The sequence below is a fragment of the Nonomuraea sp. NPDC054003 genome (genome assembly GCF_055585125.1).
On record NZ_JBVJKR010000001.1, the window covers coordinates 348154 to 374029 of the forward strand.

The following is a 25876-nucleotide window of genomic DNA, read 5'->3' on the forward strand; positions in this document are numbered from 1 at the left end:
AAGGGTGAACCGCACCGACCGGCTCTACGCGCTCGTCGAGGACCTGCGCGCCATCTCGCCGCGCTCGCGTTCGGCCCGCGAGCTCGCCGCGCGGTTCGAGGTGAGCGTGCGCACCATCGAGCGCGACATCACCGCGCTGCAGCAGTCCGGGGTGCCCATCTACGCCGAGGCGGGCCGCAGGGGCGGCTACGCGATCGACAAGAAGATGTCCCTGCCCCCGCTCAACTTCACCCCCGCAGAGGCGGTGGCCATCGCGGTGGCCCTCAGCCGGGCCGGTGACCAGCCGTTCGGCCGCCAGGCCCGCAGCGCGTTACGCAAGGTCGTGGCCGCCATGCCGGGCCGCGAGGGCGAGCTGGCCCGGGAGCTGGCCCGCCGCGTCATGCACGTCGCCGAGCCGCCGGAGCCCGGCGGCCCGGCCCGCCCGCTCGGCGCCGAGGGCGTCTCCCGCGCCATCGAGGAGGCCCTGCTGCGCCGCAGGGTGCTGCGCCTCGACTACGCCGACGCCAAGGGCGCGCTGACCTCCCGCGACGTGGAGCCGGGCGTCTTCCTCGGCGGTCGCGGCGGGTTCTGGTATCTCGTGGCGTGGTGCCGGCTCCGCGACGACGTGCGCGTCTTCCGCCTCGACCGCATCGTCGGCGCCGCCGTCTCGGCCGAGCGCTGCCCCGACCGGCCGCTGGAGGGCTTCGCCGCCGACGTGCCGGAGATGATCGTCCACGGCACTCTTCTCGATTAGGAGTTCGAAAACACCGACATAGGGTTGTCGCCCGAGCGCCACATTCTTGTTCTCGTCCGGAAAGTGACATGAGGAGATGGGATGAGCGACAACACCTCGGGCAACCTGTTCGGCGTCTTCCACCGGCGAAACTGATCGTCGTGGGCCCGGCGTACGCCTTCCCCGCGAAGCCCGGGCCCGCGTCCGGCCGCCCTCAGTGGCGGCGCCCCCGCCCCGGACACGCCGCCGACCGCCGAGTGGCGGCGCGTCCGGGGCTCACAGCCCGCCGGCCGAGAGCCATCTCTCCAGCAGCGCCCGGTCGCCGAACACCTCCAGCCCGTCGCACGAGCGCCTGCCGTACATCAGCAGCAGCAGGTCGCGGGCCGGCGCCCGCACCGCGGCGTCGCCCTTGGCGTGCCCGCGCTCCCACGTCACCGCGCCTTCGGGCCCCTGCGTGAACGTCCACTCGCCGGGCAGGTCGGTCGCGTGCAGGTGGATCGTCGCGCCCTCCAGGCCCAGCTCCGCCAGCCGCCTGCTCACCCACCGGGCGCCAGGCAGGTTGCCGAGCAGTTCCTCGACGCCGTCGGCCGCCACCTCTGCGGCCACCTCGGGCTCCACGCCGAGCGCCTGCTCGGCGTCCACCCGGTGCACGACCAGCTCGAACGCCATCCGCCTGGCCCACCAGCCCGCGGTGCCGCCGGGCCCCCACGTCCACAGCGGCGTCGCCGGGTCGGTGGCGCGCAGCGTCCGCACCATCTCGGCGGACCCCTCCGCCAGCCACGCGGCGTCGCCGTGCGCGCCCTCGTCCAGGCCGTTGGGCACCTCGCGGGACCAGAGCCGGTCCTGGTTGCGGGTCGACACCATGTGGGTGACCCACCGGTGCATGGTGCCCAGATGCGTGATGAGGTCGCCGAGAGCCCAGCCCGGGCACGCGGGCACCGGCGTGTCAGCCGGCGCGGAGGCCAGCCGGGCCACCCGCGCCGTCTCGTCCTCCACCAGGGAGCAGTAGTCCGTCACATGTCAGAGCCTAGGCCGCCGGGCAGGTCGCGCCGCGCCGGGGCAGCTTGCCGTCGAGCAGATAGGAGTCGACCAGCTTGGCGACGCACTGGCTGCCCGACAGGTAGGCGCCGTGCCCCTCGCCCTCGTACGTGACCAGCGTGGCGGTCTTGAGCTGGGCGGTCAGCTTGGGCGCCCACTCGTACGGGGTCGCCGGGTCGTTCTTGCCCCCGATCACCATGATGGGGGCCGAGCCGGTGGCGTCCACCCGCTTGGCCTCGTCGCCGCCCGCGGCCGGCCAGACGCTGCAGATCCCGCCCGAGCCCTCGCTGCCGAACAGCGGCGAAATCTTCAGCGCGGCCTCTTCCGTGCGGCGCAGCGTCCGCGCGTCGGGCCGCTCGGCCGTGTCGACGCAGGTGATGGCCGGGAAGCTGGTCATCTGGGTGGAGTAGGTGCCGTCCTCGTTGCGGCCGGTGTAGGTGTCGGCCAGATACAGCAGCGCGCCGCCCTGGCCCTTGAGCGCCTGCCCGAGCGCGGTCTCCAGGAACGGCCAGCTCAGCTCCGAGTAGAGCGCCGACGCCACCCCGGTGGCCGCCAGCCCCTGGGTCAGCTCGCGGGTGCCGACCTTGAGCGGCCGCGCCGCCAGGTCGTTGAGCAGCTTCTCCACGTTCGCGTTGGCGGCCTCCACGCTCGCGCCGACCTCGCACCGCTCCTTGACGCACGCCTTCAGGAAGTTCCGGTAGACGTGCTGGAAGCCGCGGGTCTGGGCCAGCGTGCGCTCCTCGAAGCTGACCGTCGGGTCCAGCGGCGCGTCCAGCACCATGCGGCCGACGTTGCCGGGGAACAGGGTCGCGTAGACGGCGCCGAGCTGGGTGCCGTACGACATGCCGACGTAGTGGAGCTTCTCGTCGCCCAGCGCGGTCCGCATCCGGTCCATGTCGCGGGCGGCGTTGACCGTGCCGACGTACGGCAGGATCTTGCCCGAGTCCTGGCCGCACAAGTCGGCGAACTTCCGGTTGGCCTCGTTGATCCTGCGGCGGGTCTCCTCGCCGGGCGGCAGGGTGTTCAACGCGGTGAACTCGTCCAGGTCGGCCCCCGTGCCGCAGCGCACCCCCGAGCTGCGCTCGACGCCCCGCGGGTCGAAGCTGATCAGGTCGTAGCGGGCGCGCAGCGACGACAGGGCCTTGGCCGCCTGGTCGAGCGTGTCGACGCCGGACGCGCCGGGACCGCCGAAGTTGAACAGCAACGAGCCGATCCGGTTGCCCTGGTCGACCGCCGGGATCTTGATCATGGCCAGCTCGATCTTCTCGCCCTCAGGGTCGGAGTAGTCGAGCGGCACCGCCAGCTTCCCGCAGCGTACGTTCTTGTCCTGGCGGGCGGGTGGCTCCCCGTCGGCACGCTTGATGTCGGTGCACGGGCCCCACGCGATCTGCCCCCCGGTCGGCTCCACGGGCGATCCGTCGCTGGCGGGCTCGGCGGTGTCGACACAGCCGGCCGTCATGGCGGCTGTGGCGGCCACGAGTGCGGCGGCAAGGACGCGGCGCATCACGAACAGTCTCCCCCTTGTCGACTCCGGGGGAAGCCCTGCCCACAATACGGGACCGCGCGCGGGATCGGGCGGCGCGCCACCCCTCCGCACGCGCGCCGCCTTCCCGGGACGGGCGCCCCCGGAACGGAAGGCGCCCCCGCGCATGTTCTTCGCGGGGGCGCGCCTCACGGATGTGTCAGACGCCCATCGACTGGGTGTCGTTGGTCTCCGGGCCGCCGGCCTCGGTGACGCCGTTCTTCAGGTGGTAGCGGGCGATCGCCTCGCGCAGCACCTCGCCGTCGAGCTCGCCCCTGCGTACGAGGGACGTGAGCACCGCCAGCGTGATGGAGGCGGCGTCGACGTGGAAGTGGCGGCGCAGCGCCGAGCGGGTGTCGGACAGGCCGAACCCGTCGGTGCCCAGCGAGGACCAGTCGCCCGGGACCCACTGCGCGATCTGGTCCTGCACGGCCTTCATGTAGTCGCTGACGCCCACGAACGGGCCCTCCGCCTGCGACAGCGCGCGGGTCACGTACGGCACGCGCTGCTCGGCGTCGGGGTTGAGCAGGTTGTGCTCGTCGCAGGTCAGCGCCTCGCGGCGGAGCTCGGTCCAGGAGGTGGCCGACCAGACGGAGGCCGACACGCCCCAGTCGTCGGCCAGCATCCGCTGGGCCTCCATCGCCCACGGCCCGGCCACGCCGGAGGACAGGATGTTGGCCTTCGGCCCCTGCGTCTCCGGCCCGTCGGCGTACTTGTAGAGGCCCTTCAGCAGGCCGTCGACGTCGACGCCGTCGGGCTGGGCCGGCTGCAGGTAGGGCTCGTTGTAGACGGTCAGGTAGTAGAACACGTCCTCGGGCTTGTCGCCGTACATGCGGCGCAGGCCGTCCTTGACGATGTGGGCCACCTCGAACGCCCACGACGGGTCGTAGACGATCGCCGCCGGGTTGGTGGAGGCGATGAGCGGCGAGTGCCCGTCTTCGTGCTGCAGGCCCTCGCCGTTGAGCGTGGTGCGGCCGGCCGTGGCGCCGAGCAGGAAGCCCCGGCCCATCTGGTCGCCCATGGCCCACATCTGGTCGCCGGTGCGCTGGAACCCGAACATCGAGTAGAAGATGTAGATCGGGATCATGGGCTCGCCGTGCGTGGAGTAGGACGTGCCGGCCGCGATCGCCGACGCCATCGACCCCGACTCGCTGATGCCCTCGTGCAGGATCTGCCCCTGCACGGCCTCCTTGTACGACAGCAGCAGCTCGCGGTCGACGGCCTCGTACATCTGGCCGTGCGGCGAGTAGATCTTCGCCGTCGGGAACATCGCGTCCAGGCCGAACGTGCGCGCCTCGTCGGGGATGACCGGCACGAACCGGTGGCCGATCTCCTTGTCGCGCATGAGGTCCTTGAGCAGCCGCACGAACGCCATCGTGGTGGCGACCTGCTGCTTGCCCGAGCCCTTGGTGAAGCCCTTGTAGACCTCGTCGCCGGGCAGCTTGACCGGCTTGGCGCGGTTGACCCGCTTGGGCAGCACGCCGCCGAGCGCCGCGCGGCGCTCCTTCATGTACTCGATCTCCGGGTCGTTCTCGCCCGGGTGGAAGTACGGCGGGAGCTCACCCTCCAGGGCGGAGTCCGGTATCGGCAGGTAGAGCCGGTCGCGGAACTCCTTCAGCTCGGCCTTGGTGAGCTTCTTCATCTGGTGGGTGGCGTTGCGCGCCTCGAAGTCCTTGCCGAGCGTCCAGCCCTTGATGGTCTGGGCCAGGATGACCGTCGGCTGGCCGACGTGCTCGCGGGCCGCCTTGAAGGCCGCGTAGACCTTGCGGTAGTCGTGGCCGCCGCGCGACAGCTTGCGGATGTCGTCGTCGCTGAGGTGCTCGGCCATCTTGCGCAGCCGGGGGTCGGTGCCGAAGAAGTGGTCGCGGATGTAGGCGCCCGACTCGACCGAGTAGGTCTGGAACTGGCCGTCGGGAGTCGTGTTCATCTGGTTGACGAGCACGCCGTCGACGTCGGCTGCCAGCAGCGGGTCCCAGTCGCGGCCCCAGACGACCTTGATGACGTTCCAGCCGGCGCCGCGGAAGTAGGCCTCCAGCTCCTGGATGATCTTGCCGTTGCCGCGTACCGGACCGTCGAGCCGCTGCAGGTTGCAGTTGATCACGAACGTGAGGTTGTCGAGCTCCTCGCGGGCGGCGACGCCGATCGCGCCCAGCGACTCGGGCTCGTCCATCTCGCCGTCGCCCAGGAACGCCCACACGTGGCTGCGGCTGGTGTCCTTGATCTCGCGGTTGAGCAGGTAGCGGTTGAACCGCGCCTGGTAGATCGCGTTGATCGGGCCCAGACCCATGGAGACGGTCGGGAACTCCCAGAAGTCGGGCATGAGCCGCGGGTGCGGGTAGGAGGGCAGGCCGTGGAAGCCGTGCGACAGCTCCTGACGGAACGCGTCGAGCTGGCTCTCGTTGAGCCGCCCCTCCAGGAAGGCGCGGGCGTAGATGCCGGGCGCCGCGTGGCCCTGGAAGAACACCTGGTCGCCCGACTCGCCGTGGTCCTTGCCGCGGAAGAAGTGGTTGAAGCCCACCTCGTAGAGCGACGCGGCGGAGGCGTAGGTGGCGATGTGGCCGCCCACGTTGGTGCGGGCGTTGGCCCGCGACACCATGACCGCGGCGTTCCAGCGGATGTAGGCGCGGATCCGCCGCTCGACGTGCTCGTCGCCGGGGAACCAGGGCTCGCGCTCCGGCGGGATGGTGTTGATGTAGTCGGTGCTGCGCAGGCCCGGCACGCCGACCTGGTGCTCGCGCGCCCGCTCCAGAATGCGGAGCATCAGATAGCGGGCTCTCGTGCGGCCCTCCGTCTTGACGACGTTGTCGAGGGACTCGAGCCACTCGTTGGTCTCACTGGGATCGACATCAGGCAACTGGCTGGGTAGGCCGTCGCTGATGATCGAGAAACGCTGGCGTCCGGAAGCCACTGGGTCTCGCCTTCCGAGGTTGACTGATGTCTGGTCTGGGGTCGCTTTCCATCCTGGTCGCTCACGGTCGAAAGTGCATCTCTACCGATGAGTAACCAGGACATCCCTGCTGGCAGGGCCGCCATCGGTGGCCTAGACCACCGATGGTAGGACGAATTACCGGCCAAGGTTACAACGGCAGTTCAATTTAACAAGACCGGAAAACCTACGAAATTTTGCCTCACATGGTCGAGTATCCCCCCGCCGGGGGGTGGCGTCACCTCCCGGGTCGCCCCAACGCCCCCTACCCGTCCGGCGGTCCGCCCGAACTGGCTCGCCTCCGCGCGGTCCCCGGGAAGATTGCCAGGAAAGTCTCAGCTTCGCGTCGATCATGCCCCCTGCGGGCCTCCGTTGCGCCCGCCCGCGGGAGGGTGTTTCGGGCCTCTCTTACCCACACTTGGGGAAGCGTGGACGATTCCCCTCTTTTCGCCAGGCCTTCCCCGTACGAATCTGGACCTATGAATGCGACGGCAGGCGACCGGCTTCTCGTGCACGGCAGCACGGTCGGCGAAAGGGACCGAACCGGCGTCATCATCGAGGTCCGGGGGCCCAACGGGGGGCCTCCGTACATCGTGCGGTTCGATGACGGCCACACGGCGCTGGTGTTTCCAGGCCCCGATTCCGTCATCGTGCCTCAGTAGGATTCACGGGTGAGATCCGAACTCATCTCCGTGGCCACGGGATCACGAGAGACGGTGCACGACATCACCGCCGAATGCGCCGTTTTCGTCCGCGAGCAGGGTGAAGACGGGCTGCTGCACGTCTTCGTCCCGCACGCGACGGCGGGCGTCGCCCTGCTGGAGCTGGGCTCGGGCAGCGACGACGACCTGCTGGCGGCGCTGGGAGATCTGCTGCCGGCCGACGACCGCTGGCGCCATCGGCACGGTTCGCCGGGTCACGGCAGGTCACATGTCATGCCGGCGATCGTGCCGCCGTACGCCACGATCCCCGTGCTGGGCGGCAGGATGGCGCTCGGCACCTGGCAGTCCGTCGCCCTGGTCGACCTGAATGTCGACAATACGCAACGTCAGGTTCGGCTGTCGTTTCTGCCCGGTTGAACCTGGCCGAGTACGGCCGTACCCGTGGCGACCGTTGACGACTGAGGGTCACAGCGTGTGGACTGTCCCGAAGCGATAAACCGCATATGCGGGGCCACTCAAGCAGGAGGGATAAACGTGAGCGCGACCGCGGGTCAGGCGCAGGGCGAGCGCGGCCTGGCCGAACGACTCGGCCTCAAGCCGGGTCAGGTGGTGCAGGAGATCGGCTGGGACGAGGACGTCGACGAGAAGCTTCGCGAGTCCATCGAGGACCTGACCGGCAACGAACTGCTCGACGAGGACACCGACGACGTCGTCGACGTGGCGCTGCTGTGGTGGCGCGACGGTGACGGGGATCTGTTCGATGCCCTGACCAACGCCATGCGATCTCTCGCCGAAGGCGGTCAGATCTGGCTTCTCACGCCCAAGGCCGGGCGCGACGGCCACGTGGAGCCGAGCGACATAGGTGAGGACGCCGTTACCGCGGGTCTCTCGCAGACCAGCAGCATCTCCGCCGCACCCGACTGGTCGGGGACCCGGCTCGTCACGCCCAAAGGCAGGCGGTAGGAGAGCGAGAGCGCCAGCCCGTACGGCAGGATGAGGCGTGTGAACGGACATCCTGTCGAGGTCGGCGCCACCGCTCCGGATTTCGAGCTCCAGGACCAGCACGGCAGCCCGGTGCGGCTGTCCCAGTTCAGGGGCACGCGTGTCGTGCTGGTCTTCTACCCCCTGGCCTTCAGCGGGGTGTGTCACGGTGAGCTCTCGGCGCTGCGCGCTTTCCCGGCTGACGCGCACCTGCTCACCGTCTCCGTCGACTCCGTCTTCGCCCACCGCGCCTGGGCGGACCAGGAGGGTTACGCTTTCCCGCTTCTCTCCGATTTCTGGCCACATGGACAGGTCGCGCGGGCGTACGGTGTGTTCGATGAGGGGAAGGGCTTCGCGCGCCGGGGGACCTTCATCATCGACGGCGAGGGCGTGATCCGCTGGTCGGTGGTCAAGCCGATCGGTGAGGCGCGTGACGTCGCCGACTACCTCAAGGCACTCGCCGACATCGCCTAAACGGAGGAAACCATGCCCTGCTACCGCTGCGGGGCCCGGCAGACCGACCCGGTCCGGGGTGTCAGCCCGTGGAGACGCGGGGTCCACCGCGAAACCCAGGTGCTGGTCTGCCCGGACTGTCAACGGTCGCACGACCTCGACCTCGACACGTGTGCGGGATGCGGGTCGGCGGCGCTGATCTGCCGGCTCGGAGAGGTGGAATGCCGCTCCTGCGGCGCCGTGCGGGTCGCCAGGACCACCACGCCGGTCGACTCGGGCGCGCTGCTCGCCTCGGGCTCGCCGCCGGGCCTCTCGGCCGAGGTCGAGGCCGCGCTCGACCGCGTGCTCGGCCGTACCTGAAACGCAGGGGACTTTTCCAGACAAACGCTGAGCTGCGCTATCGTCTCCTTCCGTGTCCCACACCCCTGCGTACGTCGTCGCGCTCGACGTCGGCGGCACGTCCATGAAGGGCGGCCTGGTCAGCGAGAACGGCGTCGTCCTGCTCTCCGAGCGGCGCCCCACCCCACGCGCCGACGGCCCGGAGGCGGTCGTGACCGCGATCCGCGACTTCATCGGCCACCTGGCCGAGACCGGCGACGGCAGCCCGGCAGGGGTCGGCCTGGCCGTTCCCGGGCTGGTGTCGGAGGACACCGCCCTCTACGCCGCCAACCTCGGCTGGCGCGACATCCCCGCCCAGGACTTCACCGACCTCGGCGTGCCCGTCGTCCTCGGCCACGACGTCCGCACCGGGGGCCTCGCCGAGAGCGTGCTCGGCGCCGGGCGCGGCGCCGCCGACTTCCTGTTCCTGCCCATCGGCACCGGCATCGCCGGCGCCATGATCGTCGACGGCGCCCCGTACGGGGGAGCGGCGGGCTGGAGCGGCGAGATCGGGCACATCCCCGTCTTCCCCGACGGCGAGCAGTGCGCCTGCGGCCAGTACGGCTGCCTGGAGACGTACGCCTCCGCCGCCTCCGTCGGCAGGCGCTACGCCCAGCGGGCCGGCCTGGAGAGCGCCAAGGCCGAGCAGGTCGTCGTCTCCGACGACCCGATCGCCATCGAGGTGTGGGACGAGGCCGTGGAGGCGCTGTCGCTGGCGCTGGCCACCTACACGCTGCTGCTGGACCCGGCCATGATCGTGCTGGGCGGCGGTCTCTCCCAGGCCGGCCCCGCGCTCTTCGACCCCGTACGGACCCGCCTCGTCAAGCGGCTGTCGTTCAGGGAGGCCCCGCCGCTGCTGCCGGCCGCCCTGGGGGTGGACGCGGGCATGCTGGGCGCGGCCCTCCTGGGCTGGCGCGCGGCCGGTCGGCCCGACCTGGGTGCGAGCTGGGACGTGGATGTGCGAGCGGCGCCGTTGGTGTCGTAAGGTGTAGTGCCGATCAGGGGCGGTTAGCTCAGCGGTAGAGCACTCGCCTTACAAGCGAGGGGTCACTGGTTCGAACCCAGTACCGCCCACCTGTGACAATAGCCCCGTCTCCGATCATGGAAACGGGGCTTCGTGCCATTAGCGTGCCATTAGGTGCTGGCGCCTTTGGTGATCTTGGCGTTCATCGCGTCGGCGATCTTGCGGTCGGCTTCCGCTGTGCTGTGCTGGTAGATCAGGGCTGCTCGGACGGAGTCGTGTCCCATGCGCTGCATGAGATCTTTGAGGCTCGCGCCGGAACTGGCGGCGATCGTGTTTCCGGTGTGTCGCAGGTCGTGGAAGTGCAGGCCCGGAACGCCGATCTTCTTGGTGCTCTTGTCCCACTTGGCCGCGCGACGGAAGTTGCTCCGGCGGAGGATGCTGCCGCGTTGGCCCGTGAATATCAGGGTGTCGGCCTCGGGCTCGGCGAACTGGTCGAGGTGGTTGCGGAGGGCCGGGATGATCGCTTCCGGGACGGCGACCGTACGGACTCCCGCGCGGGACTTGGGCGGGCCGACAAGGAGTTCGCCCGTGTCGAGTTCCACATGCTGTTGCCGAACGCTGACCGTCTGGGCCGTGAGGTCCAGGTCCATCCGACGCAGGGCGGCTACTTCGCCCCACCGCAGGCTGGCGAAGGTCGCGAGGAGGACCAGGGCGCGGAGGCGTTCCGGCATCAGGTCGGCCAGCTCGAATACCTTCGCCACGGTGAGGACCGGCCGCTCCTCCGGCTTCTCCTCGCCGGCGCCCCTGATGCGGCACGGGTTGCGCGGGATGATTTGGTCGTCCGCCGCTGTCATGAGCACGGCCCGCAGAAGCCGATAGGCCTTGGCCACTTCGGACTGGCCGACGCCGTTGCCGAGAAGCAGGACGCGCCACTCGCGGATCGCAGCCGTGTCCAGCTTGCCGATCGGCACGCCGCCCAGGTGAGGGCCGATGTAGCGCTTGAGCAGTCCCCTGTAGATCTCGACGGTACGGGGTCGGAGGTTCGTCCGTTCGGTAATCCACTTGTCCGCGTAGTCGCCGAGCTTGACCCTGGCACGCTGGGGATCGGTCCAATCGCCTGTGATCAGCTTGGCCTCGATCAGTGAGAGCGCCTTCTCGGCGTCACGCTCGCGGGCGTAGGTGGTCTCACCCATGCGGATCTTGCCATCAGGGCCGGGGTAGCGGATCTGGAACCGGCCGGAGGGGAGTTGCCGGATGCTGCCGAAGCGCCGCTTGCCTGGCTTGTTCGCCATCAGGCCGCCCTCCCTTCCATTGCCGAAAGATCTTGTCCCGTTGCTCTGGCCTCCAGCTCTCTAAGGTGGGCTCGCCAGCGCTGGCGTTCGTGCACGGAGCGGAGGAGCCGGACGGCGAGCGGCGGCACGTTGGCGTCTCCGGCCGGGACGGGACGCCAGACGTAGCGGTGCGGGTCGGTGGGCTCGTTGGCCTGGCCGAGGGCTTCCAGGACCCAGGTGCGGCGGTCTTGCTTGTGTTCGGCGAGGGTCTTGTTGGACCACTTACGGGAGACCAGGACGCGGCGGCCCGCGTAGCCGAGGTGTTCGGGCTTGTGGGCCTTGGAGCGGCAGCGGCCGGGGAGCATGCCGGGCCTGGCGCCCTTGGGCTGGATGCCGTAGCGCAGCCAGTTCGGGCAGGTGGGCGAGCAGGGCTCGTAGCGGAGGGCATCCAGCATGCGGGCGGCGTGCTCCTGCTGGGCCTGGCCGCCGTCGAGGGCGTCGCCGATGGACTTGGTGAGGTACTTGGACAGGTAGCGGATGCACTGGTCGGCGTCCGGGGTGCCCGCGAGCACGCCTTGGACATCGACCTGTTCGCCGAACCGAATGACGTGGAGTGGTTCGGCGTCCTCGTCCAGCGCGTCGAGGGCTTCGTCCCAGGTGGGAAGTTTTTCGCCGGTTGCCGGGTCGAGGTAGCCGACTCCGTCCTGCCAGACGGGCAGGTGTTCGCCGTCGAAGACGACTTCGTCGGCCTGGGGCCACCACACCTGGTGATACGTGGCGGCGGCGATCTGCTTGATCTCCGCGCGCGGAAGGGTGCCGCGGATGGCCATGTGCAGGTGCGGGGCGAGCCGCTTCTGAGGCTCGACGGCGGCGAAGTACTGCACGTCATAGCCCGCGACCCGGCGAAGGTTCTGCACGAACCGGTCCACCAGCTTGGAGAAATGCAGCGCGTCCCGAGCAGCGCGCCCGTAGTCGTACGTTTCGGGATCGACCGGCACCCCGTCACGGACTTTGCCGTACGAGGGCAGGGTGAGCGTGACGAACAGCGACGGCCGATAGGTCTTGCCGTCAGGTGCCTGGAAGGTCCGGCCGAGGGTGGTGTTGGACATCTTCCGCTTGGGCAGGTCGGGTGCGTCCTGTCGCCGTCTGGTCGAACGAGTCCGCTTGGTGGTCGTACGGCCGAGGACGTTGCCCCGCATTCCGGCGGCGTTGATCTCCTCGTCCAGGCCGACGATGAGCGCGTCCAGGTCGGTGGTGTCGAGGCCGGCCTTCTCGGCATCGTCGCGCTGGGCCTGGATGTCGGCGCGGAACTCGACCAGCCAGCGCTGTTCCTCGTTCGGCTCGTCGGGTGTGATGGCGGGTTCTTCGTCGAGGTGCCAGCCCTCACGGCATTGGGCCATGCGGAGCTGCCGGTTGCGCTTGGCACACGGCGGGCACTTGCTGTCGAGGGTGGCCCCGCACGGAACGTCGATGATCTCGATCTTGCCGGTGTGCGTGTCGAGGCGCTTGAGCGGGATGGGCCGGATGCAGACGCCGTGCTGCTTGGCGACCTCTTCCAGGACTTCGCGGGCCATCGGCATGGCCTGGCGGATGGCTCGGGGGAGTGCGCGGTCGTGCGCATGGGTCATGTGGTCCTCCCTTCGTCGAGGTCGCAGGTGATGAGGGCGGTCTGGCCGCACTCGCGGCACTCGACCAGGGCGCGGACTGGGTCGAGCCAGAGAACGTTGAGGGTGTGGCAGGCAGCGCAGCGAAGGCCGTCGAGGACGTGAGCCAGCGTCATGCGGCCTCACCCCGCTCGGTGAACAGGCTGACCATCTGCCGGATGTCGTGATCGGAGACGTAGGCGGCACGGACCCGGATCGGGTCGGGGCTCGTCTCCAGGCGCATGTACGCCACCCCCGCGCCCAGCTCCGGGACGGGGGAGATGTGATCGGCCAGAGCGCCACGATCGCGGGCGCCGTCGCCGAGGACCATGTCCACCTGCTCGGATTCGTCGAGCCGCAGGGCGATCTTGTCGGGGAACAGGTTGCGAATGTTCATGACCTCCTTGCGTGGGTCCTGGAGCGCGGCCATGACGCCGACGCCGACCGAGCGGCCTTGCGTGGCGAGGGTGGCCAGGGCGGCGGAGATGCGGTGACGGAGTTGCTTGTCGGGTTGGTAGGCGGTCAGGAAGGCCACTTCGTCGACGAGGACCAAGACGAACGGGTCCTCGACGGTCGGGGAGTGGGAGCGCTGGAGTCCGGCGAAGCGGGCGGCGCGCTTGTGCATGACGGTGACGGCCTCGTCCAGCAGGTCGGCGCAGTCGGCCGGGTCGGCGGCGTAGCGTCCTTGGAAGAGTTCGCGGCCGTAGGACAGCTCCATCAGCTTCGGGTCGAGCGCCCACACCTCGGCCAGGCCCGCGCGCATGGCGGGGAGCAGGCCGCGGATGGTGTCCCACAGGAACGAGCCTTTGCCGGCCCCGGTCGCACCCGCGATCAGCACGTGAGTGCCGTGCACCTTGAGCCGCAGCGGTTGCCCGTCCTCTTGCTTGCCGATCTCGACCGGTCCCACGGTCGGCTCATCCGGGATGGGAAGGGCTGGGATCGGGGCGGCGAGGGGGTCGCTGCGCGGGAAGGTGAGCAGCAACCGGCCGCCCTGGATAAGTGTGACGCGGCATGAGGTGGTGCCGAAGCCGTGGGCGAGGTTGTCGGTGCGGTCGGCCCAGTCCTTGACTGCTTGGCCTTTGAGCATGCGGACGGTGATCCGGTCGGCCCAGCCGTCGCATTGGACGCGGACGAGCCGGGGCAGGTAGTCGCGGCCGTGGACTCGCCGGGCCAGGCCGGAGACGTCCATCACGGGCTGCCAGTGGCGGCGGTAGATGGAGACGAGCCGCCACCAGGCCAGCAGCCGCCAGCCCACCAGGCGGGCGAAGGAGGCCCGGTCAGTGAACGCCCAGCCGAGGAGCGCCAGGACGACGAAGCCGAGCACGGACAGGGCCAGGGGCCAGCCGTGCCAGGCCCACAGGGCGGCGAGAGCGGCCGGGACGGCGACGGCGATCGGGTGCCGCCAGATCGTACGGATCAGCGCGGCCAGGAAGCGCCAGCCGTAGACGAGGAGAGTGACGAGGGCGGGAGTCTTGAGCACGGCCGGTCGGAAGACGACGGCCGTGTCGGGCGTGGTGGAGACGAGGTTACGCGCCTCGTCGCCAGGCAGCCGCCTGAACATAAGCTGGGAACCTCTCGTGATTGAGCAAGTCGTGGGAGAACCGAGGGGCCGCCGGAAGTTGCCGCTTCCAGCGGCCCCGCCTCATGTGTCAGGCCGCCGTGTCGGTGGCGTCCTTGTCGGCCTGTTCGGCGTGCAGGCACTCGCAGTCGGCCAGGTAGCGAGCGGCGGCGTTAAAGATGTCCCGGGCCAGGGTCAGGTCAGCGTCGCTGATCGGTCCGGCCCCGGTGGTGGAGATGTGGACGTGCGCCTCGTGGGAGCTGACCTCCAGGTACGGGCGCGGGTTGCTGAGCAGGATTCCGGCGCGGACCCGCAGGTCCGGCGTGTGGAAGGAGACGCCAACGTGCGGCGTGGACTCCGGTCGCATGGACAAGGTGACGTAGGTGTAGGGCCGGTTCTTGTTCATGCCGCGACCCCCTTGCCGTCGGGCAGGCCGTAGAAGCTGCGTTCCACCGAGCGGGCAAAGCGGTGCGCCTCGCGGGCGAGCTGGCGCGCGAACTCCAAGTCGTCCTTCGTCACGGGTCCGCTGGTGGTGACCAGGACGGAGGTCGCTCCGAAGTCGAGCGCCAGGACGGGCTCACGGCGGGTGAACGGGTGGTTGAGCGTGCGGGCGGCGTGTCCGGTGGTCAGCCGGATCACGCTGTTGCGCGGAGTACGGCGACGGGTCATTTAGGCGGCGTCCTTTCCGGCCTTGGCCTGGGCGGGCTGGGTCTGGTGGGGAGCCCGCATCTCGCGAACTTTGATCGAGTAGGCGAGCCAGCCGTTGCCGTTGACGTACGGCGTGACCGTGATGCCGTCGAACTCGACGGGCGTGAACGGAAGCCCCTGGATCGGGGCGGGCGGCACCGGCTGAACCGGGGCCAGGATCTTGACCGCCACCGTCTTCTGTGCGGGCTTGAGGGTCGGATCACCGTCCATGACCGCGACCTGCCAGACCAGCTCACCGGTCTGCTTGTCGCGGGCCTGCACGAACCGGCCGTTCGTCGAGGCGTCGAAGTCCTTGACGGGCTCGACCTCGCCGACGACGTAGCAGCCGTGCGGGAAGACCATGGCGTAGGTGACGGGGATGGGGCCTTGCAGAGCCATAACTACTCCTTGTGTTGACTGACAGGCACTCGACCTATCAAGTAGCTAGACCGTAACTCTGCGTAGCTTGCTACGTCAAGTGACTAAGGCAAGGTGACGGCCGTGTCACCGATCCGATAGACAGTCCTCCACGCCAACGGCGCGACATCGTGGGAGGCTCTGGTGCGAATCTTGTGGGGGTGTGTGGCCGCAGCCGTGATTGCCGCGCTCGCTGGCCTGGTTTACTTGATCATGAGCCCACAGTGGCGCGACAACGCCCGGCTTGACGCCTTCTACGAGCGCGTACTCGACTACCCGCTCCCACCGAACACCCGAAACCTCTTCCCGATGGACGGGGATGCGATCTTCGACAAGAACCTGTCCATGGGGAGCGGACGCTACTGCGATTACCGGGTTCGGATCACGCTGCAGACAGCGCTTAAGCCGCAGGAGATCCGCCGTCACTACGACAACGCGTCGATCCCCGGCGCCGAAGGAAAAGCGATGATCACTCTGTACTTCTCAGACGAGGACTCCGCCGGCGGTCGCCGCGTCATCGTCGAGGCGTACGACTCCCATGACTGGGACGGGGATTGGCGCTGCTTCTAACGTGCAGTGCCTCGCAGATCTTGCCCAAGCTCAGATGGGCCCTACGCGATCGGATAGGCGTCTTCCAACTCGTGCCGGTCGGCCGGGAGGAGTACCTCCACCACAGTCAGGGGACGTCCTGACGCCTCACGCACCGCGCCGAACACTGCCAGAAGCGGAGTGTCCTTGGGCATGCTGAGCTGTCCGGACTCTGTGGCCGTGGGCATGCGTGCGGTGATCTGCTCCACGATGTGATCGAACCGCACGCTCTTTCGCGCCTGGAGATGTTCGCGCAGGCCCTGCCGCAACGGCTCGCCGCTGGTCAGATCCGTCCCCTCGGACAGCTCCAACGGCAGCCAGAGTGACACCAGTTCAGTCGGCTCGCCTTCGCGCACGATCAGCCGCCGACGTACGAACACCTTGCTCTTGGGCTGCACATCGAGCAGCACGGCAACCCGGTTCGATGCGGCCACCGCGCCCACTTCGACGATCTCACCCGTGGAGTCGATCTCCGGCCGGGTGAGGTACGCCTGTCCGGGGCGCTTCTGCTCGATCGAGGCCATCGCCGGGCGGCCCCGCACGAAGCGGCCCTTGCCCTGCTGGGACTCGATCCAGCCCTGTTCACGCAGCACGCGCAGAGCGGCGACGACGGTGGGACGGGAGACGCCGAACTCCTGGATGAGCTGGTTCTCGCTGGGCAGGAGCGCACCGGGCGGGTAGTCCCCGGACTCGATGCGCCTCTGGAGAGTCTGCACAAGCTGCGCATACTTCGGGGGTACGGACTCAAGCGACATCATGACCGTCCAACAGCCGACAAGTTGTTTTACCAAGTTTGAGCGTAACCGGCTCGTCGCTGCCTGTCCACGCCGTTGCCGGAAGCCAAGCCGTACACGAGAAAGCCCGGCAGGCGGCGCAGCGGCCGGCCTGGGAAGGTAGCCGCGGGGGCGCCACTGAGACCACCTGCCGGAACAGGGGACGCGACGAGGCACCAGTGACGGCCCGTCCCCTCCCGGCGGGACTCCATCACCAGCCTCGTCGCGTCCGTCTTCACCTGGCGACGTGCTCCGCCAGGACGTTCGCCGCGCCCTCGACATCGTTGGTCGGGTGCCGCTTCTCCGCGTTCTGCCAGGAGTAGTAGGCCCCGCCGTACCCGACGAACACCCACACCGGCAGCCCCGGATCGGGCCGATGCACCATCAGGGCGGTGTTGTTGTCGCGCAGCTCGGCGTTGACACCCAGGCCCACGAGCCGATCCCGCAACCGGATCAGCGCGTCGGCCTCCTCCCTGTCGGTCGGGAAACCGGCTACCGCAGCCATGATCGAATTCATTTCGCGCTCCCTTCGGCCCGGCCGCTTCCGAGGCAGTCGAGACACGTCCGCTCCCTGCTTGAGAACTCATCTCCGTCGCCGTCACTGACGAGAAGCACACGACGCGAAACACGCAGCTTGATCCCGCGTCCCCGGCAAGCCGGGCAGGGCAAGGTCTCACTCTTCTCATCAGGCCGGATCACCGTCGCCATCTCCTCGTTCATCCGGCGTTCCCTGTGTCCGGGAGGCCGCGTGACGTACCGTGGTTGATTGATGACAAGTCCACCGGCAACCGCGTCTGAACAGGACCCCTGATCGGCCCCCTTGTTTCCCCTCTTCGAGCCCCCAGCCGGGAGGAAGGCCCGCAGATGCCCGACTACATCCCGAACGTGCGGCTACGTGCCTGGAGAAACGAGAACAGGCTCTCCCGCTGGGAGATGGCCGAAAAGATCAACGCCACCCCGACCGGCGTCGCCGAGCGACTGGCGTGCGACGAGGAGCGAATCCGACGCTGGGAAGCAGGGGAAGTCCGATGGCCCCGCACCCCCTATCGGCTGGCACTCACCCAACTGACCGGCCTGGAACCAGAAGCACTCGGATTCACCCAGAACAGGCAGACAGGCAGCCGCCTCGTCGAGGCTCAGGCGATGCCGGTGGATGCTCTGCGGGCCGAGGCCGAACTGTACGGGACCATGGAACTCGCCCAGCAACTCCAGGCATCCGACGTCGGGACCGGAACCTTGGAAGCCCTCGCCGAAGCCGTCGATCTCCTATGCCGCGCCTATCCGGTCGTGCCCGCAAGCACGCTACGAGACCGTACACAGAAGCGCCTGGCGCAGATCAACCACCTGCTCGCCGGCCGCCTCACCTTGGACCAGCACCGTGAACTGCTCGTAATCACCGGTTGGCTAACCGCCCTGCTGGGCTGCGTCCACTACGACCTGGGGGAGAGGGAAGAGGCCGAAACGGCCCGACGTGCCGCCTTCGAAATGGGCCGCCAGGTCGGACACGGCGAACTCATGGGCTGGGCACACGAAATGTCAGCGTGGTTCGCCCTCGTCGAAGGCCGCTATGAAGACGTTGTCACCGCCGCCCGCATGGGACAGGCCGTGGCTGGCACCAGCAGCGCCATGGTCCAACTCACCCTCCAAGAAGCCCGCGGCCTGGCCCGCACTGGCGACCGTCGCGAAGCCGACCGTGCCCTCACTCGCGGAGCCGAAGTGCTCGGCAGACTACCCATGCCCGACCATCCGGACCACCACTTCGTCTTCGACCACGCCAAGTGGGTCTTCTACGCCGCCACCTGCTACACCTGGCTTGCCGACGACGATCGCGCCGAAGAACACGCCCGCGAGACCATCCAGATGCACACCCGCCCAGACGGCACCTCCAACGCTCCCATGCGAGTCGCCGATGCGCGCATAGACCTTGGCATTGTCCATGCCCGACGCGGTGATCTCGATGCGGCTGTTGATGAAGGTCTGGCTGCCTTCGACATCGATCGACGATCCCTCACTGACCTTGTGAACCGCGCCGGAGACCTCGACCGCGTTCTACGACAGCGCTACCGACGAGAAGCCCTCGCTGAGGAGTTTCACGAGAGGTTCGTGACTGCGCGACGAGCCCTCTCAACCCGTCGTCCAGACTTGATGGACTAGGTATGAGAGCTACAGTTTGAGTGTGTCGCTGAAGGGCGACGTTGCTAACCCGGCACCGCGTGCTACCTGCGCGATTGCGCAGGGCTGCCCTGACGAGCGGCATAACTGTCGTGATGCCACAGCGAGTGGCCAAGGCCGCAGGGGCCGAACAACTAGCGCTCGAATCTGGCACACGAGTACGGTGGCCCCAGGTCTGGCTAGGCGGGTTCACGGGTCCGACTGATGCCTCCGGGCTTCTTGGCGGTACAAGTTACTAGGGCTGAATTATCGCGATCAGCCTCCATTGGAGAAACTAATGGTGGAATCTGTAAATAACCTCAACGACTATCCCGATCCTGTACTTTTTAGCGGAGAGTACCTGGATTTCGAAGGCGTCGAAAGTGGCATAGTATCTCGCGTATCCGACGCAGAGCTAAATAATAAATATTCTGCCGGGGAAGTGCGGATCGTCACCGAGCAGGCTCGGTATCCCCTAAATACGATCGCAGGGATGGTGGAAAGTGACGACTATGAACTGAATCCCGAATTTCAACGCCGGCATCGATGGGATGCGGTCAAGCAGTCGCGCCTAATTGAATCATTTATCATGAACGTTCCAGTGCCGCCCGTCTTTCTATACGAAGATCAATTCTCTCACTATGAAGTTATGGATGGCCTGCAACGGCTGACGGCGATAGCATCTTTCTATCAGGGAAACCTCCGGCTAGACGGGTTGGTGGAGTGGCCGGAGCTTAATGGTCGCACGTATCAAGAACTTCCTGAGCAGATCCGCAGGGGAGTCGATAGAAGATATCTTTCTTCAATCATTTTGCTACGCGAAACCGCGAAAACGCCTGCCGAAGCTGAAAGACTCAAGCAGTTGGTATTCGAAAGAATCAACAGTGGTGGCGTCGCCCTGAAAGAGCAAGAGACGCGTAACGCGATCTATAATGGTCGCCTCAATAAGCTCTGTATTAAACTCTCAAGAAACCCCAATTTGTGTCGCATGTGGGATATCCCTCTCCCCACGGCCGAGGAAGAGCTCGGGCAAATTCCATACGAGCTAGAGCAGAATCAGCACTATCGGACTATGTTCGACGTAGAGTTGGTGCTCAGATTCTTCGCGCATCGACAGAGACGCCGCATCGGAACTGGCGCACTGCGCACATATCTCGACAGCTACCTAAAGGCAGGGAATCTGTTCCCGGACTCTACCTTGGCTGGCCTAGAGAACTTGTTCACCGAAACAGTCGCTCTGGTCTATGACGTGCTAGGAGAGAAGGCCTTCTGGTTGTGGAGGTATCGGCACGGGAACTGGGGCTGGCTTGAGCGTCCCACCACTACAGCCTACGACGCTATAATGTATGTCTTCAGCCAGCATCTCCATAGGTCAGCTGAACTCCGCGCTGCGGCAGAAGAGTTCCGGGCGGCAGTGCCTAAGTTTTATGAGGAAAATTTCGCATCATTTGATGCTCGCACTACCAATCTTCGGAACCTTCGAGAAAGAGATGTTCTTGTAACTCGCCTCGTGGACCGGATCCTAGGGTCCGCAGGCCGATGAAAGGCCACCTCACTGCTCTGTCGGCAGGGGTTCAAGACCTCCGGCTACAGCTGGATATTCTCAAGATTCTTCGAACGTTCTCTAGAGTGTCTGCCGAAGATGAGCTGCATGATCAATTTGAGGTAGAGATCAAAGAGCTGAGTCGCTTGGTGAGTTCTACTGCGAGCCTGCACAGTTTTTACTATAAAGCGGTTATAGTAGGATTGTATGGGTTGCTGGAAAATTTCGTTGAATCGATAATTTCCGATCTTGTGCGCAGACTGTCTGCCGTGGCTCCAACGTATAGCGACCTCCCCGAGACTCTCCAAAAGCATCATATGCCACTCACGCTAGAGGTCCTCGGAAAGTTAAACACTGGCAAGTATCAGGGTAGTGTCGAAGCGGCTAACTTAATTGCGGCGCTCCATAGCTGCAACATGAGTGGGGCTGAGTTCTTTCTCAACGACATTGTGTTTGCTCATCACACCGCCAATTTCCGGGCGGATGTTATTCGTCAAACTTTTGAGCGGATTGGCTTGCGACTGGATGGTCTGGGGCGAGCTCATGAACTTGTAGATACAATGCAAGAGCATTTTCCGGATGAAGGAAATCCGTTCTTTGTGATCGATGACTTGGCGGAACGTAGAAATGAAGTCGCGCACGGCACTGCCAGTCAACTGCTGTCCGCAGAGCTTCTCGGCGCATATCTAAACGTCGTGGAGGCTTATGCTAGAGCTCTAATCGCTGCAGCAACATCATGGCTGACGCATTTCATTATTGCTTGTGCTGGCCAAGAGCTTGGACGCCCCACAAAGGTGTTTCAGCACCGAATCGCTGGATACGAAGTGCTGCCGCTCCCGGTCAAATTGGGCGATGTTGTTGCAGTCATCGATGGACAAGGCGTGGCAGGTTGTAGAAAGATCGAGAGTATCGAGTCCTCTGGGGCGAAAGTCGCTGAGGCCAGCAAGGGAGCCTCGGTTGGTCTTAATATCGGGTCGCCGTTGAGTGATCGCAATAGAATCTATCTCTTGCCTGATGGATATTCCTATTTGGTGCTGGCCTGATTGTCTGGCCTTGATCACTTGCCGAATTGCTCTCATAGGAATCAAGCGGCGGCGCGGCGCGCCGCCGTACCCCCGGCCCTCCGCCCGCCCGCCGTCCGGGCGTGCGGCCTGGGGGCCGGTCCCGGACGGCGGCGGGACACCGGGCCGGGCACCGCACGCCGGCCCCGCCGTAGTTGCCGAACGCGCCGACCGGGGGTTGCCGCGCCGCCGCACAGATGCAGCCCTACGATCGCCACTGCCTGGCCGGCCGCCGTAGATTGCTGGGGGCGATCGACGATCCGTGCTTCGTTCCTCAGCACGGCTCACTGAGCAGGGTTGTTGCGGCCCAGCTCCATGCCGGGGGGCGCTCCAGCGTCTGGAAGCTGAACGGTGAGCCTGCGGTCAAGGCAGCCTCGGGGAGGCGGCGGTTCTGCGGAGAGCCGTCTCGTACTGCTGCCTGTCGAAGACGAAAGGACCCAGCGCGCTGAGATCCCAGTTGGGACGGTGGCCGTTACGGAACCCAGACCAAGTGACGGTCTGCTCGGTTACCTCGACCTGCGCGGTCAACGGCCAGCATCCCCACTCGCCGCATTCGCAGCCCAGCAGCACTGTCTCTCCTTCGGGAAACCACTGGAGACGGGGGGCTCCGAGGAAATGGGTGCTTGGCCAGCAGATCAAGTCCCGCTCCAGTAGTCCCGCATAGGAGCCCGCGATGCTTGGGCTGGATTCCAGTGAGGCCAGTGGTAGTTCGACGACGCGCGCGAGTTCGATGAGATTGATGTCGTCGATCAGGATGTCCATGTGCGGATAGACGATGGGGGCGACTGGCCCTTCAACGCGGAACTCGATCACATTCACGGAGACACCTTATGTCCTAAGTTTGGGATGCTTCGCCGCTTTCGGACCGTCACGAACGCCCCTGGGACACCAGGAGAGGGACGATACTCAAGATCCGGGATATGCGCGGGATGAACTGCGGACTGTCGGTTCTGCGGTCGATCAGAAGGGCAGGTCGTAGAGCACTCAGCGTCCGGACCGTCAGCCCGCTGTAAAACCGCCGGCAGTTCGACTCCATGCGGTGGATCGCCCGTAGGGGCGCCGGGTTCGCTTCCGTGCCATCTGCGTGCCTGAGCCTGTGCCACTACGTGCCCTCCAGCTTGATCGAATCGCAGGTGATCGGCATGATCACTGTGCCATTAGCGTGCCATTAGCCAGCCTCTGAAGCGGTTGGGGGTGGCCAGCGGTGTGAGGGTCGCCGCAGCTTGGGATCGGGGCTGAGGGGATCATGGCTCCTTACAAGCGAGGGGTCACTGGTTCGAACCCAGTACCGCCCACCTGCGTAAAATATTCGATCTTGATAACAGCGGCTGAGTGACTAACCCCCGAAGATCTTGTCCATAGCCGCAGCTCCTTGCATGATCACAGGTCGGACGGGCGCCGGTAGACGGTCTCGGTGACCACCGTGTTGGAGTGTCCGACCAGGCGTGAGATGCCCTCGATGGGGACGCGGCTCCTTCGTCCGCCCCATGCTCGAACGCCGCACTATCCTCATCACCGACCGCGACCGGCCCGACCTCGCCGCCCCCGGCGACCACCCGGATGTCCGAGCATTCGGCTGGGACCTCGCTCAACGCGACCGCGAGGGGTGCCGAGGCCATACCGCCGCCATCCACGGCGCTTCGGCCCGGCTGGAGATCAACTCTTACACCAACGCCGACCTGCTCCCCGACTGGGACGACTTCAAGCGCCGTGGTGGGCGACCTGTATCTGGTAGCTCCGGAGGCCAGGCTGGAGAAGATCAGGTCGGACGGGCTTCTCGGTGGCCGGCATTCGGCTCGTGGGCCGCGCGTGCGGTGTCGGCGTTCGGGACATCAGGCGGGGCGATGCGGGCGAGGTGATAGCGCAGGATGTCCAGGGCCTGCTCGGCGCTGCGCTGGCCGAGCAGGACGCTGGTGCCCAGACCGGCCGACATGGCGAGCAGCCCGGCCGCCTCGCTCTCCGGGTCGAGGTCGGCGGCGACCTCTGCCGCGTCCCGGGCCTCGCGCAGCCGGTCGGCGACGAAGGTCTGCATCTGGTCGGGGGCGTCCAGGAAGGGCTGGGCAGCCAGCGCCGGATCTGTCACCGACAGAACCGCGTACGCCGTGTACACGAGGTGGAAGATCCGGCTCTCTTCGTCCGCGGGAACCGCCTGAGCGAGAACGGCCTCGACGACGCGCAGGGGGCTCGCGTTCGAGCCGGCCTCGGCCACCCGCTCCCGGACCCGCTCGCCCACTCGCTGCGCCAGGTGCTGCAGCGCGAACAGCAGCAGCTTCTCCTTGGACTCGAAGTAGTACTGCACGACAGCCACCGCGAAGCCCGCCTCCGCCGCGACCGACCGCATGGTGACGGCATGCAGCCCCCTGCTCCCGGCGATGCGCAGGAGTGCCTCGGCGATCTGGGCGCGACGCTCGCCATGGTCAGCCAGCTTCGGCATGCGACTCACTCTCTTGTACGATTTTTGGTAGTACGATAGTACTACCAAAATTGAGGAGAGCTCGATGACCAGGACAGCCGTCGGCCGCTTCGTCAGCGACGAGGCGAGAGAGAGGTTCCTGAAGGCTTACGAGGAGGCCATGAGCCTGTGGCCCGAGCCCCGGGAGGAGTTCGACGTCGAAACCCGCTTCGGCGTCGTGCATGTGCATCGCGCCGGGGCCGGGCGGGGGGAGCCCATCGTGCTGCTGCACGGTCACGGCGCGAACTCCTCCAACTGGTATCCGCAGATCGAGGCGTTCGGCGAGCACCACCCCGTCTACGCCATCGACACCATCGACGACCCCGGTCGCAGCGTCCAGCACACCGTGGTCAAGGACTCCCGGGACAACGCCGCCTGGGTGAACGAGGTGCTTGAGAGGCTCGGTCTGGACCGGGTCCATCTGGTCGGCCTGTCCTACGGCGGCTGGCTGACGCTCAACCAGGCCGTTTACGGCGCCGAACGCCTGGCCTCCGTCACCCTGCTCGACCCCGGCGGTCTGCAGAAGGTCCCCCTCCGCTTCCTGGCCGGCACGATCGGCGGCCTGTTCGCGATGCTCCTTCCTCGCCGGTGCCGACCCTGGTTTGCGCGAGTGCTGGCCAACCACGCGCTGATCGCCCCGGCCCGGCTGATGGCGCCGATCGTGCTGAGCTCGCGTACGTACCGTCCCTCCTACCGTCCGGCGGCCAGGCCCTTCACCGACGAGGAGTTGAGCTCGATACGCGTCCCCGCGCTCGTCCTGCTCGCCGGGCGCAGCATGCTGCTCATCCCTAAGAAGGCGCTACGCCGCGCGAGCGCGCTCATCCCCGGCGTACGCGCCGAGATCGTGCAGGGCATCGGCCACGGGCTTCCACTGGAGGCGCCGGAACTGGTCAACACCCGCGTCGTGCGGTTCATCGACTCCGAAGCGCGTTCCCGTTTCACCGGGTAGCGACTAGACAGGGGTCCCGGGCTCAGGGCTGTGTGCGCTGGATGAGGAGCTTGTGTGACTCCTGCAGCCCCTGAGGGAGGTCGTGCGGCGAAAACCATGTCGCCTCCAGGATTTCCGCGGGATCGATCGCGAGTGTGCCGCCGATGAACGCGGCCTCGTAAGCCGCCTCCACCCGCAGCCGGTATCCGCTCTTGAGGTGGATGAGACTCCCCACCTTGACGTGCAGACCGGTCTCTTCCCGCACCTCGCGGATGACGGTGTCCTCGAACTTCTCGCCCCGGTTGGCGTACCCGGTGGGGCAGCCCCACTGCCGGTCGGGCGGCCACATGCGGTGCCGCAGGAGGAGCACGCGGCCCTCTTCGTCCCTGACGACGCCGGTGACGCCGATCATGAACTTGGCGTTCCACAACCACAGCAGACGCCATTGCAGCGGTCCGCGGATGAGCAGCCACAGGCGGGCGAGGAAGTTGTTCACGGTGCTCCCTTCGGAGTGTCATCCGCGTACGCCTGAGGGCCGGGCCGCGGTGCTGGCTTGGTGCACCCTGCCATGTCCGCAGCGGACAGGTGGGCCACTGGACGATGTGCAGGCGTTGAGGTTGCCACGGCTTCGGCCTGCATGGTCCTGCGAGCGTCCACGATGGCCGCCGTACGACCATGCCTCCACATTTACATACATGGTGTATGTATGTATCGTCCTTGAGGTCATCAACTTCAGGAGGGGCGGTCATGCGGGCGATGCGGCAGGCGGCGTGGGGAGAGGCCGAGGCCATGGCGTTGGTCGAGGTGGAGGAGCCTGTGCCGGTGTTCGGCGAGGTGCTGGTGAGGGTCATGGCGGCCGGGGTCAATCCGGTGGACGTCTTCACGCGCCGGGGGCAGGCGTACAACCGGGTGCTCGACCTGACCAGGCTGTCCGGGGTCGTCGACGCGATCGCGTGCCGGGCGGTGCTCTGCACGCCCGGCGGCCCCATGCCGTTCCCGCGGCTGGCCGGCGAGCACGGCTGGGCGGCCACCGTCCTGGACGCCGGCCACGACGCCATGGTCACCGCGCCGCGGGCACTGGCGGACATCCTTCAGGCGACCGCATGACGACGTGATGCCGCTGCACGGTCGGGGCGACACGTTCGCCGCGTATGTTCTTCTAACCTCG

28 protein-coding genes and 1 tRNA gene are annotated in these 25876 nt (G+C 67.0%); 14 read left to right on the forward strand and 15 right to left on the reverse strand.

Annotated elements, in window-relative coordinates; translation table 11 throughout:
- Positions 1 to 4: 4 nt before the first annotated feature.
- Positions 5 to 733 (forward strand): helix-turn-helix transcriptional regulator, encoded by a 729-nt coding sequence (locus tag ACZ6YG_RS01400; protein WP_148030193.1) that lies wholly within the window; start codon positions 5 to 7, stop codon positions 731 to 733.
- A gap of 255 nt (positions 734 to 988) precedes the next feature.
- Here the strand turns inward: ACZ6YG_RS01400 and ACZ6YG_RS01405 are convergent, their stop codons facing one another.
- The 3 genes from ACZ6YG_RS01405 to aceE all read right to left on the reverse strand — a co-directional run bounded on the left by ACZ6YG_RS01405 (position 989) and on the right by aceE (position 6180).
- Positions 989 to 1729 (reverse strand): maleylpyruvate isomerase family mycothiol-dependent enzyme, encoded by a 741-nt coding sequence (locus ACZ6YG_RS01405; RefSeq protein WP_466016886.1) that lies wholly within the window; start codon positions 1727 to 1729, stop codon positions 989 to 991.
- Positions 1730 to 1739: 10 nt separating this feature from the next.
- Positions 1740 to 3254, reverse strand: coding sequence for an alpha/beta hydrolase (locus ACZ6YG_RS01410; RefSeq protein WP_148030195.1), 1515 nt, complete (start codon positions 3252 to 3254; stop codon positions 1740 to 1742).
- 178 nt (positions 3255 to 3432) lie between these two features.
- Entirely contained in the window at positions 3433 to 6180 is a 2748-nt protein-coding gene (aceE, locus tag ACZ6YG_RS01415) for a pyruvate dehydrogenase (acetyl-transferring), homodimeric type (protein WP_148030196.1), read from the reverse strand.
- Positions 6181 to 6677: 497 nt separating this feature from the next.
- Between aceE and ACZ6YG_RS01420 the strand changes: the two genes are divergently transcribed.
- The 7 genes from ACZ6YG_RS01420 to ACZ6YG_RS01450 all read left to right on the forward strand — a co-directional run bounded on the left by ACZ6YG_RS01420 (position 6678) and on the right by ACZ6YG_RS01450 (position 9746).
- A complete protein-coding gene (locus ACZ6YG_RS01420; protein WP_148030197.1) occupies positions 6678 to 6860 on the forward strand; it encodes a DUF1918 domain-containing protein in 183 nt (60 codons plus the stop codon).
- A 9-nt stretch (positions 6861 to 6869) separates the two neighbouring features.
- Positions 6870 to 7277, forward strand: a complete 408-nt coding sequence (locus tag ACZ6YG_RS01425) for a secondary thiamine-phosphate synthase enzyme YjbQ (RefSeq protein WP_148030198.1) — start codon at positions 6870 to 6872, stop codon at positions 7275 to 7277.
- A 117-nt stretch (positions 7278 to 7394) separates the two neighbouring features.
- The gene (locus tag ACZ6YG_RS01430) at positions 7395 to 7823 is read left to right on the forward strand and encodes a DUF3052 domain-containing protein (RefSeq protein ID WP_148030199.1); all 429 of its coding nucleotides are present in this window, start codon (positions 7395 to 7397) and stop codon (positions 7821 to 7823) included.
- A gap of 39 nt (positions 7824 to 7862) precedes the next feature.
- The gene (locus tag ACZ6YG_RS01435; protein WP_466016887.1) at positions 7863 to 8315 is read left to right on the forward strand and encodes a peroxiredoxin; all 453 of its coding nucleotides are present in this window, start codon (positions 7863 to 7865) and stop codon (positions 8313 to 8315) included.
- 12 nt (positions 8316 to 8327) lie between these two features.
- Positions 8328 to 8654 carry a hypothetical protein gene (locus ACZ6YG_RS01440; protein ID WP_148030201.1) on the forward strand — a complete coding sequence of 109 codons (327 nt, stop codon included), beginning with the start codon at positions 8328 to 8330 and terminating at the stop codon, positions 8652 to 8654.
- 52 nt (positions 8655 to 8706) lie between these two features.
- Positions 8707 to 9657 carry an ROK family protein gene (locus tag ACZ6YG_RS01445; protein WP_466016888.1) on the forward strand — a complete coding sequence of 317 codons (951 nt, stop codon included), beginning with the start codon at positions 8707 to 8709 and terminating at the stop codon, positions 9655 to 9657.
- A gap of 17 nt (positions 9658 to 9674) precedes the next feature.
- Positions 9675 to 9746 (forward strand) — tRNA-Val (locus ACZ6YG_RS01450).
- Between the two features lie 60 nt (positions 9747 to 9806).
- On the opposite strand, the gene ACZ6YG_RS01455 is transcribed toward ACZ6YG_RS01450, so the two are convergent.
- The 7 genes from ACZ6YG_RS01455 to ACZ6YG_RS01485 all read right to left on the reverse strand — a co-directional run bounded on the left by ACZ6YG_RS01455 (position 9807) and on the right by ACZ6YG_RS01485 (position 15194).
- Complete coding sequence (locus ACZ6YG_RS01455) at positions 9807 to 10928, reverse strand: tyrosine-type recombinase/integrase (RefSeq protein ID WP_466016889.1); 1122 nt, start codon at positions 10926 to 10928, stop codon at positions 9807 to 9809.
- Positions 10928 to 12535: a replication initiator gene (locus ACZ6YG_RS01460; RefSeq protein WP_466016890.1), complete on the reverse strand. Its 1608-nt coding sequence runs from the start codon at positions 12533 to 12535 to the stop codon at positions 10928 to 10930. The genes ACZ6YG_RS01455 and ACZ6YG_RS01460 overlap by 1 nt, the downstream gene beginning before the upstream one ends.
- Complete coding sequence (locus ACZ6YG_RS01465) at positions 12532 to 12687, reverse strand: hypothetical protein (protein ID WP_466016891.1); 156 nt, start codon at positions 12685 to 12687, stop codon at positions 12532 to 12534. The genes ACZ6YG_RS01460 and ACZ6YG_RS01465 overlap by 4 nt, the downstream gene beginning before the upstream one ends.
- Positions 12684 to 14111 (reverse strand): FtsK/SpoIIIE domain-containing protein, encoded by a 1428-nt coding sequence (locus ACZ6YG_RS01470; protein ID WP_466016892.1) that lies wholly within the window; start codon positions 14109 to 14111, stop codon positions 12684 to 12686. Before ACZ6YG_RS01470 ends, ACZ6YG_RS01465 begins: the two co-directional genes overlap by 4 nt.
- 88 nt (positions 14112 to 14199) lie before the next feature.
- The gene (locus ACZ6YG_RS01475) at positions 14200 to 14514 is read right to left on the reverse strand and encodes a hypothetical protein (protein ID WP_466016893.1); all 315 of its coding nucleotides are present in this window, start codon (positions 14512 to 14514) and stop codon (positions 14200 to 14202) included.
- Positions 14511 to 14777: a hypothetical protein gene (locus ACZ6YG_RS01480; protein ID WP_466016894.1), complete on the reverse strand. Its 267-nt coding sequence runs from the start codon at positions 14775 to 14777 to the stop codon at positions 14511 to 14513. Before ACZ6YG_RS01480 ends, ACZ6YG_RS01475 begins: the two co-directional genes overlap by 4 nt.
- Complete coding sequence (locus ACZ6YG_RS01485) at positions 14778 to 15194, reverse strand: plasmid replication, integration and excision activator (RefSeq protein ID WP_466016895.1); 417 nt, start codon at positions 15192 to 15194, stop codon at positions 14778 to 14780. It abuts the gene before it with no gap.
- Between the two features lie 183 nt (positions 15195 to 15377).
- On the opposite strand from ACZ6YG_RS01485, the gene ACZ6YG_RS01490 reads away from it, so the two are divergent.
- Complete coding sequence (locus ACZ6YG_RS01490) at positions 15378 to 15782, forward strand: hypothetical protein (protein ID WP_466016896.1); 405 nt, start codon at positions 15378 to 15380, stop codon at positions 15780 to 15782.
- A gap of 41 nt (positions 15783 to 15823) precedes the next feature.
- Here the strand turns inward: ACZ6YG_RS01490 and ACZ6YG_RS01495 are convergent, their stop codons facing one another.
- Together ACZ6YG_RS01495 and ACZ6YG_RS01500 are read right to left on the reverse strand one after the other, a co-directional pair.
- The gene (locus ACZ6YG_RS01495; RefSeq protein WP_466016897.1) at positions 15824 to 16558 is read right to left on the reverse strand and encodes a GntR family transcriptional regulator; all 735 of its coding nucleotides are present in this window, start codon (positions 16556 to 16558) and stop codon (positions 15824 to 15826) included.
- Positions 16559 to 16808: 250 nt separating this feature from the next.
- Positions 16809 to 17078 (reverse strand): hypothetical protein, encoded by a 270-nt coding sequence (locus tag ACZ6YG_RS01500; protein WP_466016898.1) that lies wholly within the window; start codon positions 17076 to 17078, stop codon positions 16809 to 16811.
- 359 nt (positions 17079 to 17437) lie between these two features.
- On the opposite strand from ACZ6YG_RS01500, the gene ACZ6YG_RS01505 reads away from it, so the two are divergent.
- The 3 genes from ACZ6YG_RS01505 to ACZ6YG_RS01515 all read left to right on the forward strand — a co-directional run bounded on the left by ACZ6YG_RS01505 (position 17438) and on the right by ACZ6YG_RS01515 (position 21310).
- A complete protein-coding gene (locus tag ACZ6YG_RS01505) occupies positions 17438 to 18727 on the forward strand; it encodes a hypothetical protein (protein WP_466016899.1) in 1290 nt (429 codons plus the stop codon).
- Positions 18728 to 19022: 295 nt separating this feature from the next.
- Entirely contained in the window at positions 19023 to 20267 is a 1245-nt protein-coding gene (locus ACZ6YG_RS01510) for a GmrSD restriction endonuclease domain-containing protein (protein ID WP_466016900.1), read from the forward strand.
- Complete coding sequence (locus tag ACZ6YG_RS01515; protein ID WP_466016901.1) at positions 20264 to 21310, forward strand: MAE_28990/MAE_18760 family HEPN-like nuclease; 1047 nt, start codon at positions 20264 to 20266, stop codon at positions 21308 to 21310. The genes ACZ6YG_RS01510 and ACZ6YG_RS01515 overlap by 4 nt, the downstream gene beginning before the upstream one ends.
- A 381-nt stretch (positions 21311 to 21691) precedes the next feature.
- Here the strand turns inward: ACZ6YG_RS01515 and ACZ6YG_RS01520 are convergent, their stop codons facing one another.
- Both ACZ6YG_RS01520 and ACZ6YG_RS01525 read right to left on the reverse strand, forming a co-directional pair.
- A complete protein-coding gene (locus ACZ6YG_RS01520; RefSeq protein ID WP_466016902.1) occupies positions 21692 to 22147 on the reverse strand; it encodes a hypothetical protein in 456 nt (151 codons plus the stop codon).
- Positions 22148 to 23087: 940 nt separating this feature from the next.
- Entirely contained in the window at positions 23088 to 23762 is a 675-nt protein-coding gene (locus tag ACZ6YG_RS01525; RefSeq protein ID WP_466016903.1) for a TetR/AcrR family transcriptional regulator, read from the reverse strand.
- A 64-nt stretch (positions 23763 to 23826) separates the two neighbouring features.
- On the opposite strand from ACZ6YG_RS01525, the gene ACZ6YG_RS01530 reads away from it, so the two are divergent.
- Positions 23827 to 24729 carry an alpha/beta fold hydrolase gene (locus tag ACZ6YG_RS01530; protein WP_466016904.1) on the forward strand — a complete coding sequence of 301 codons (903 nt, stop codon included), beginning with the start codon at positions 23827 to 23829 and terminating at the stop codon, positions 24727 to 24729.
- A gap of 22 nt (positions 24730 to 24751) precedes the next feature.
- Here ACZ6YG_RS01530 and ACZ6YG_RS01535 read toward each other — a convergent pair whose 3' ends face one another.
- Positions 24752 to 25204 carry an NUDIX domain-containing protein gene (locus ACZ6YG_RS01535; protein WP_397197680.1) on the reverse strand — a complete coding sequence of 151 codons (453 nt, stop codon included), beginning with the start codon at positions 25202 to 25204 and terminating at the stop codon, positions 24752 to 24754.
- Between the two features lie 251 nt (positions 25205 to 25455).
- Here ACZ6YG_RS01535 and ACZ6YG_RS01540 point away from each other — a divergent pair, with 251 nt between their 5' ends.
- On the forward strand, positions 25456 to 25815 hold the full coding sequence (locus ACZ6YG_RS01540; protein WP_466016905.1) for a hypothetical protein: 360 nt from the start codon (positions 25456 to 25458) through the stop codon (positions 25813 to 25815).
- The last annotated feature ends 61 nt before the right edge of the window (positions 25816 to 25876 follow it).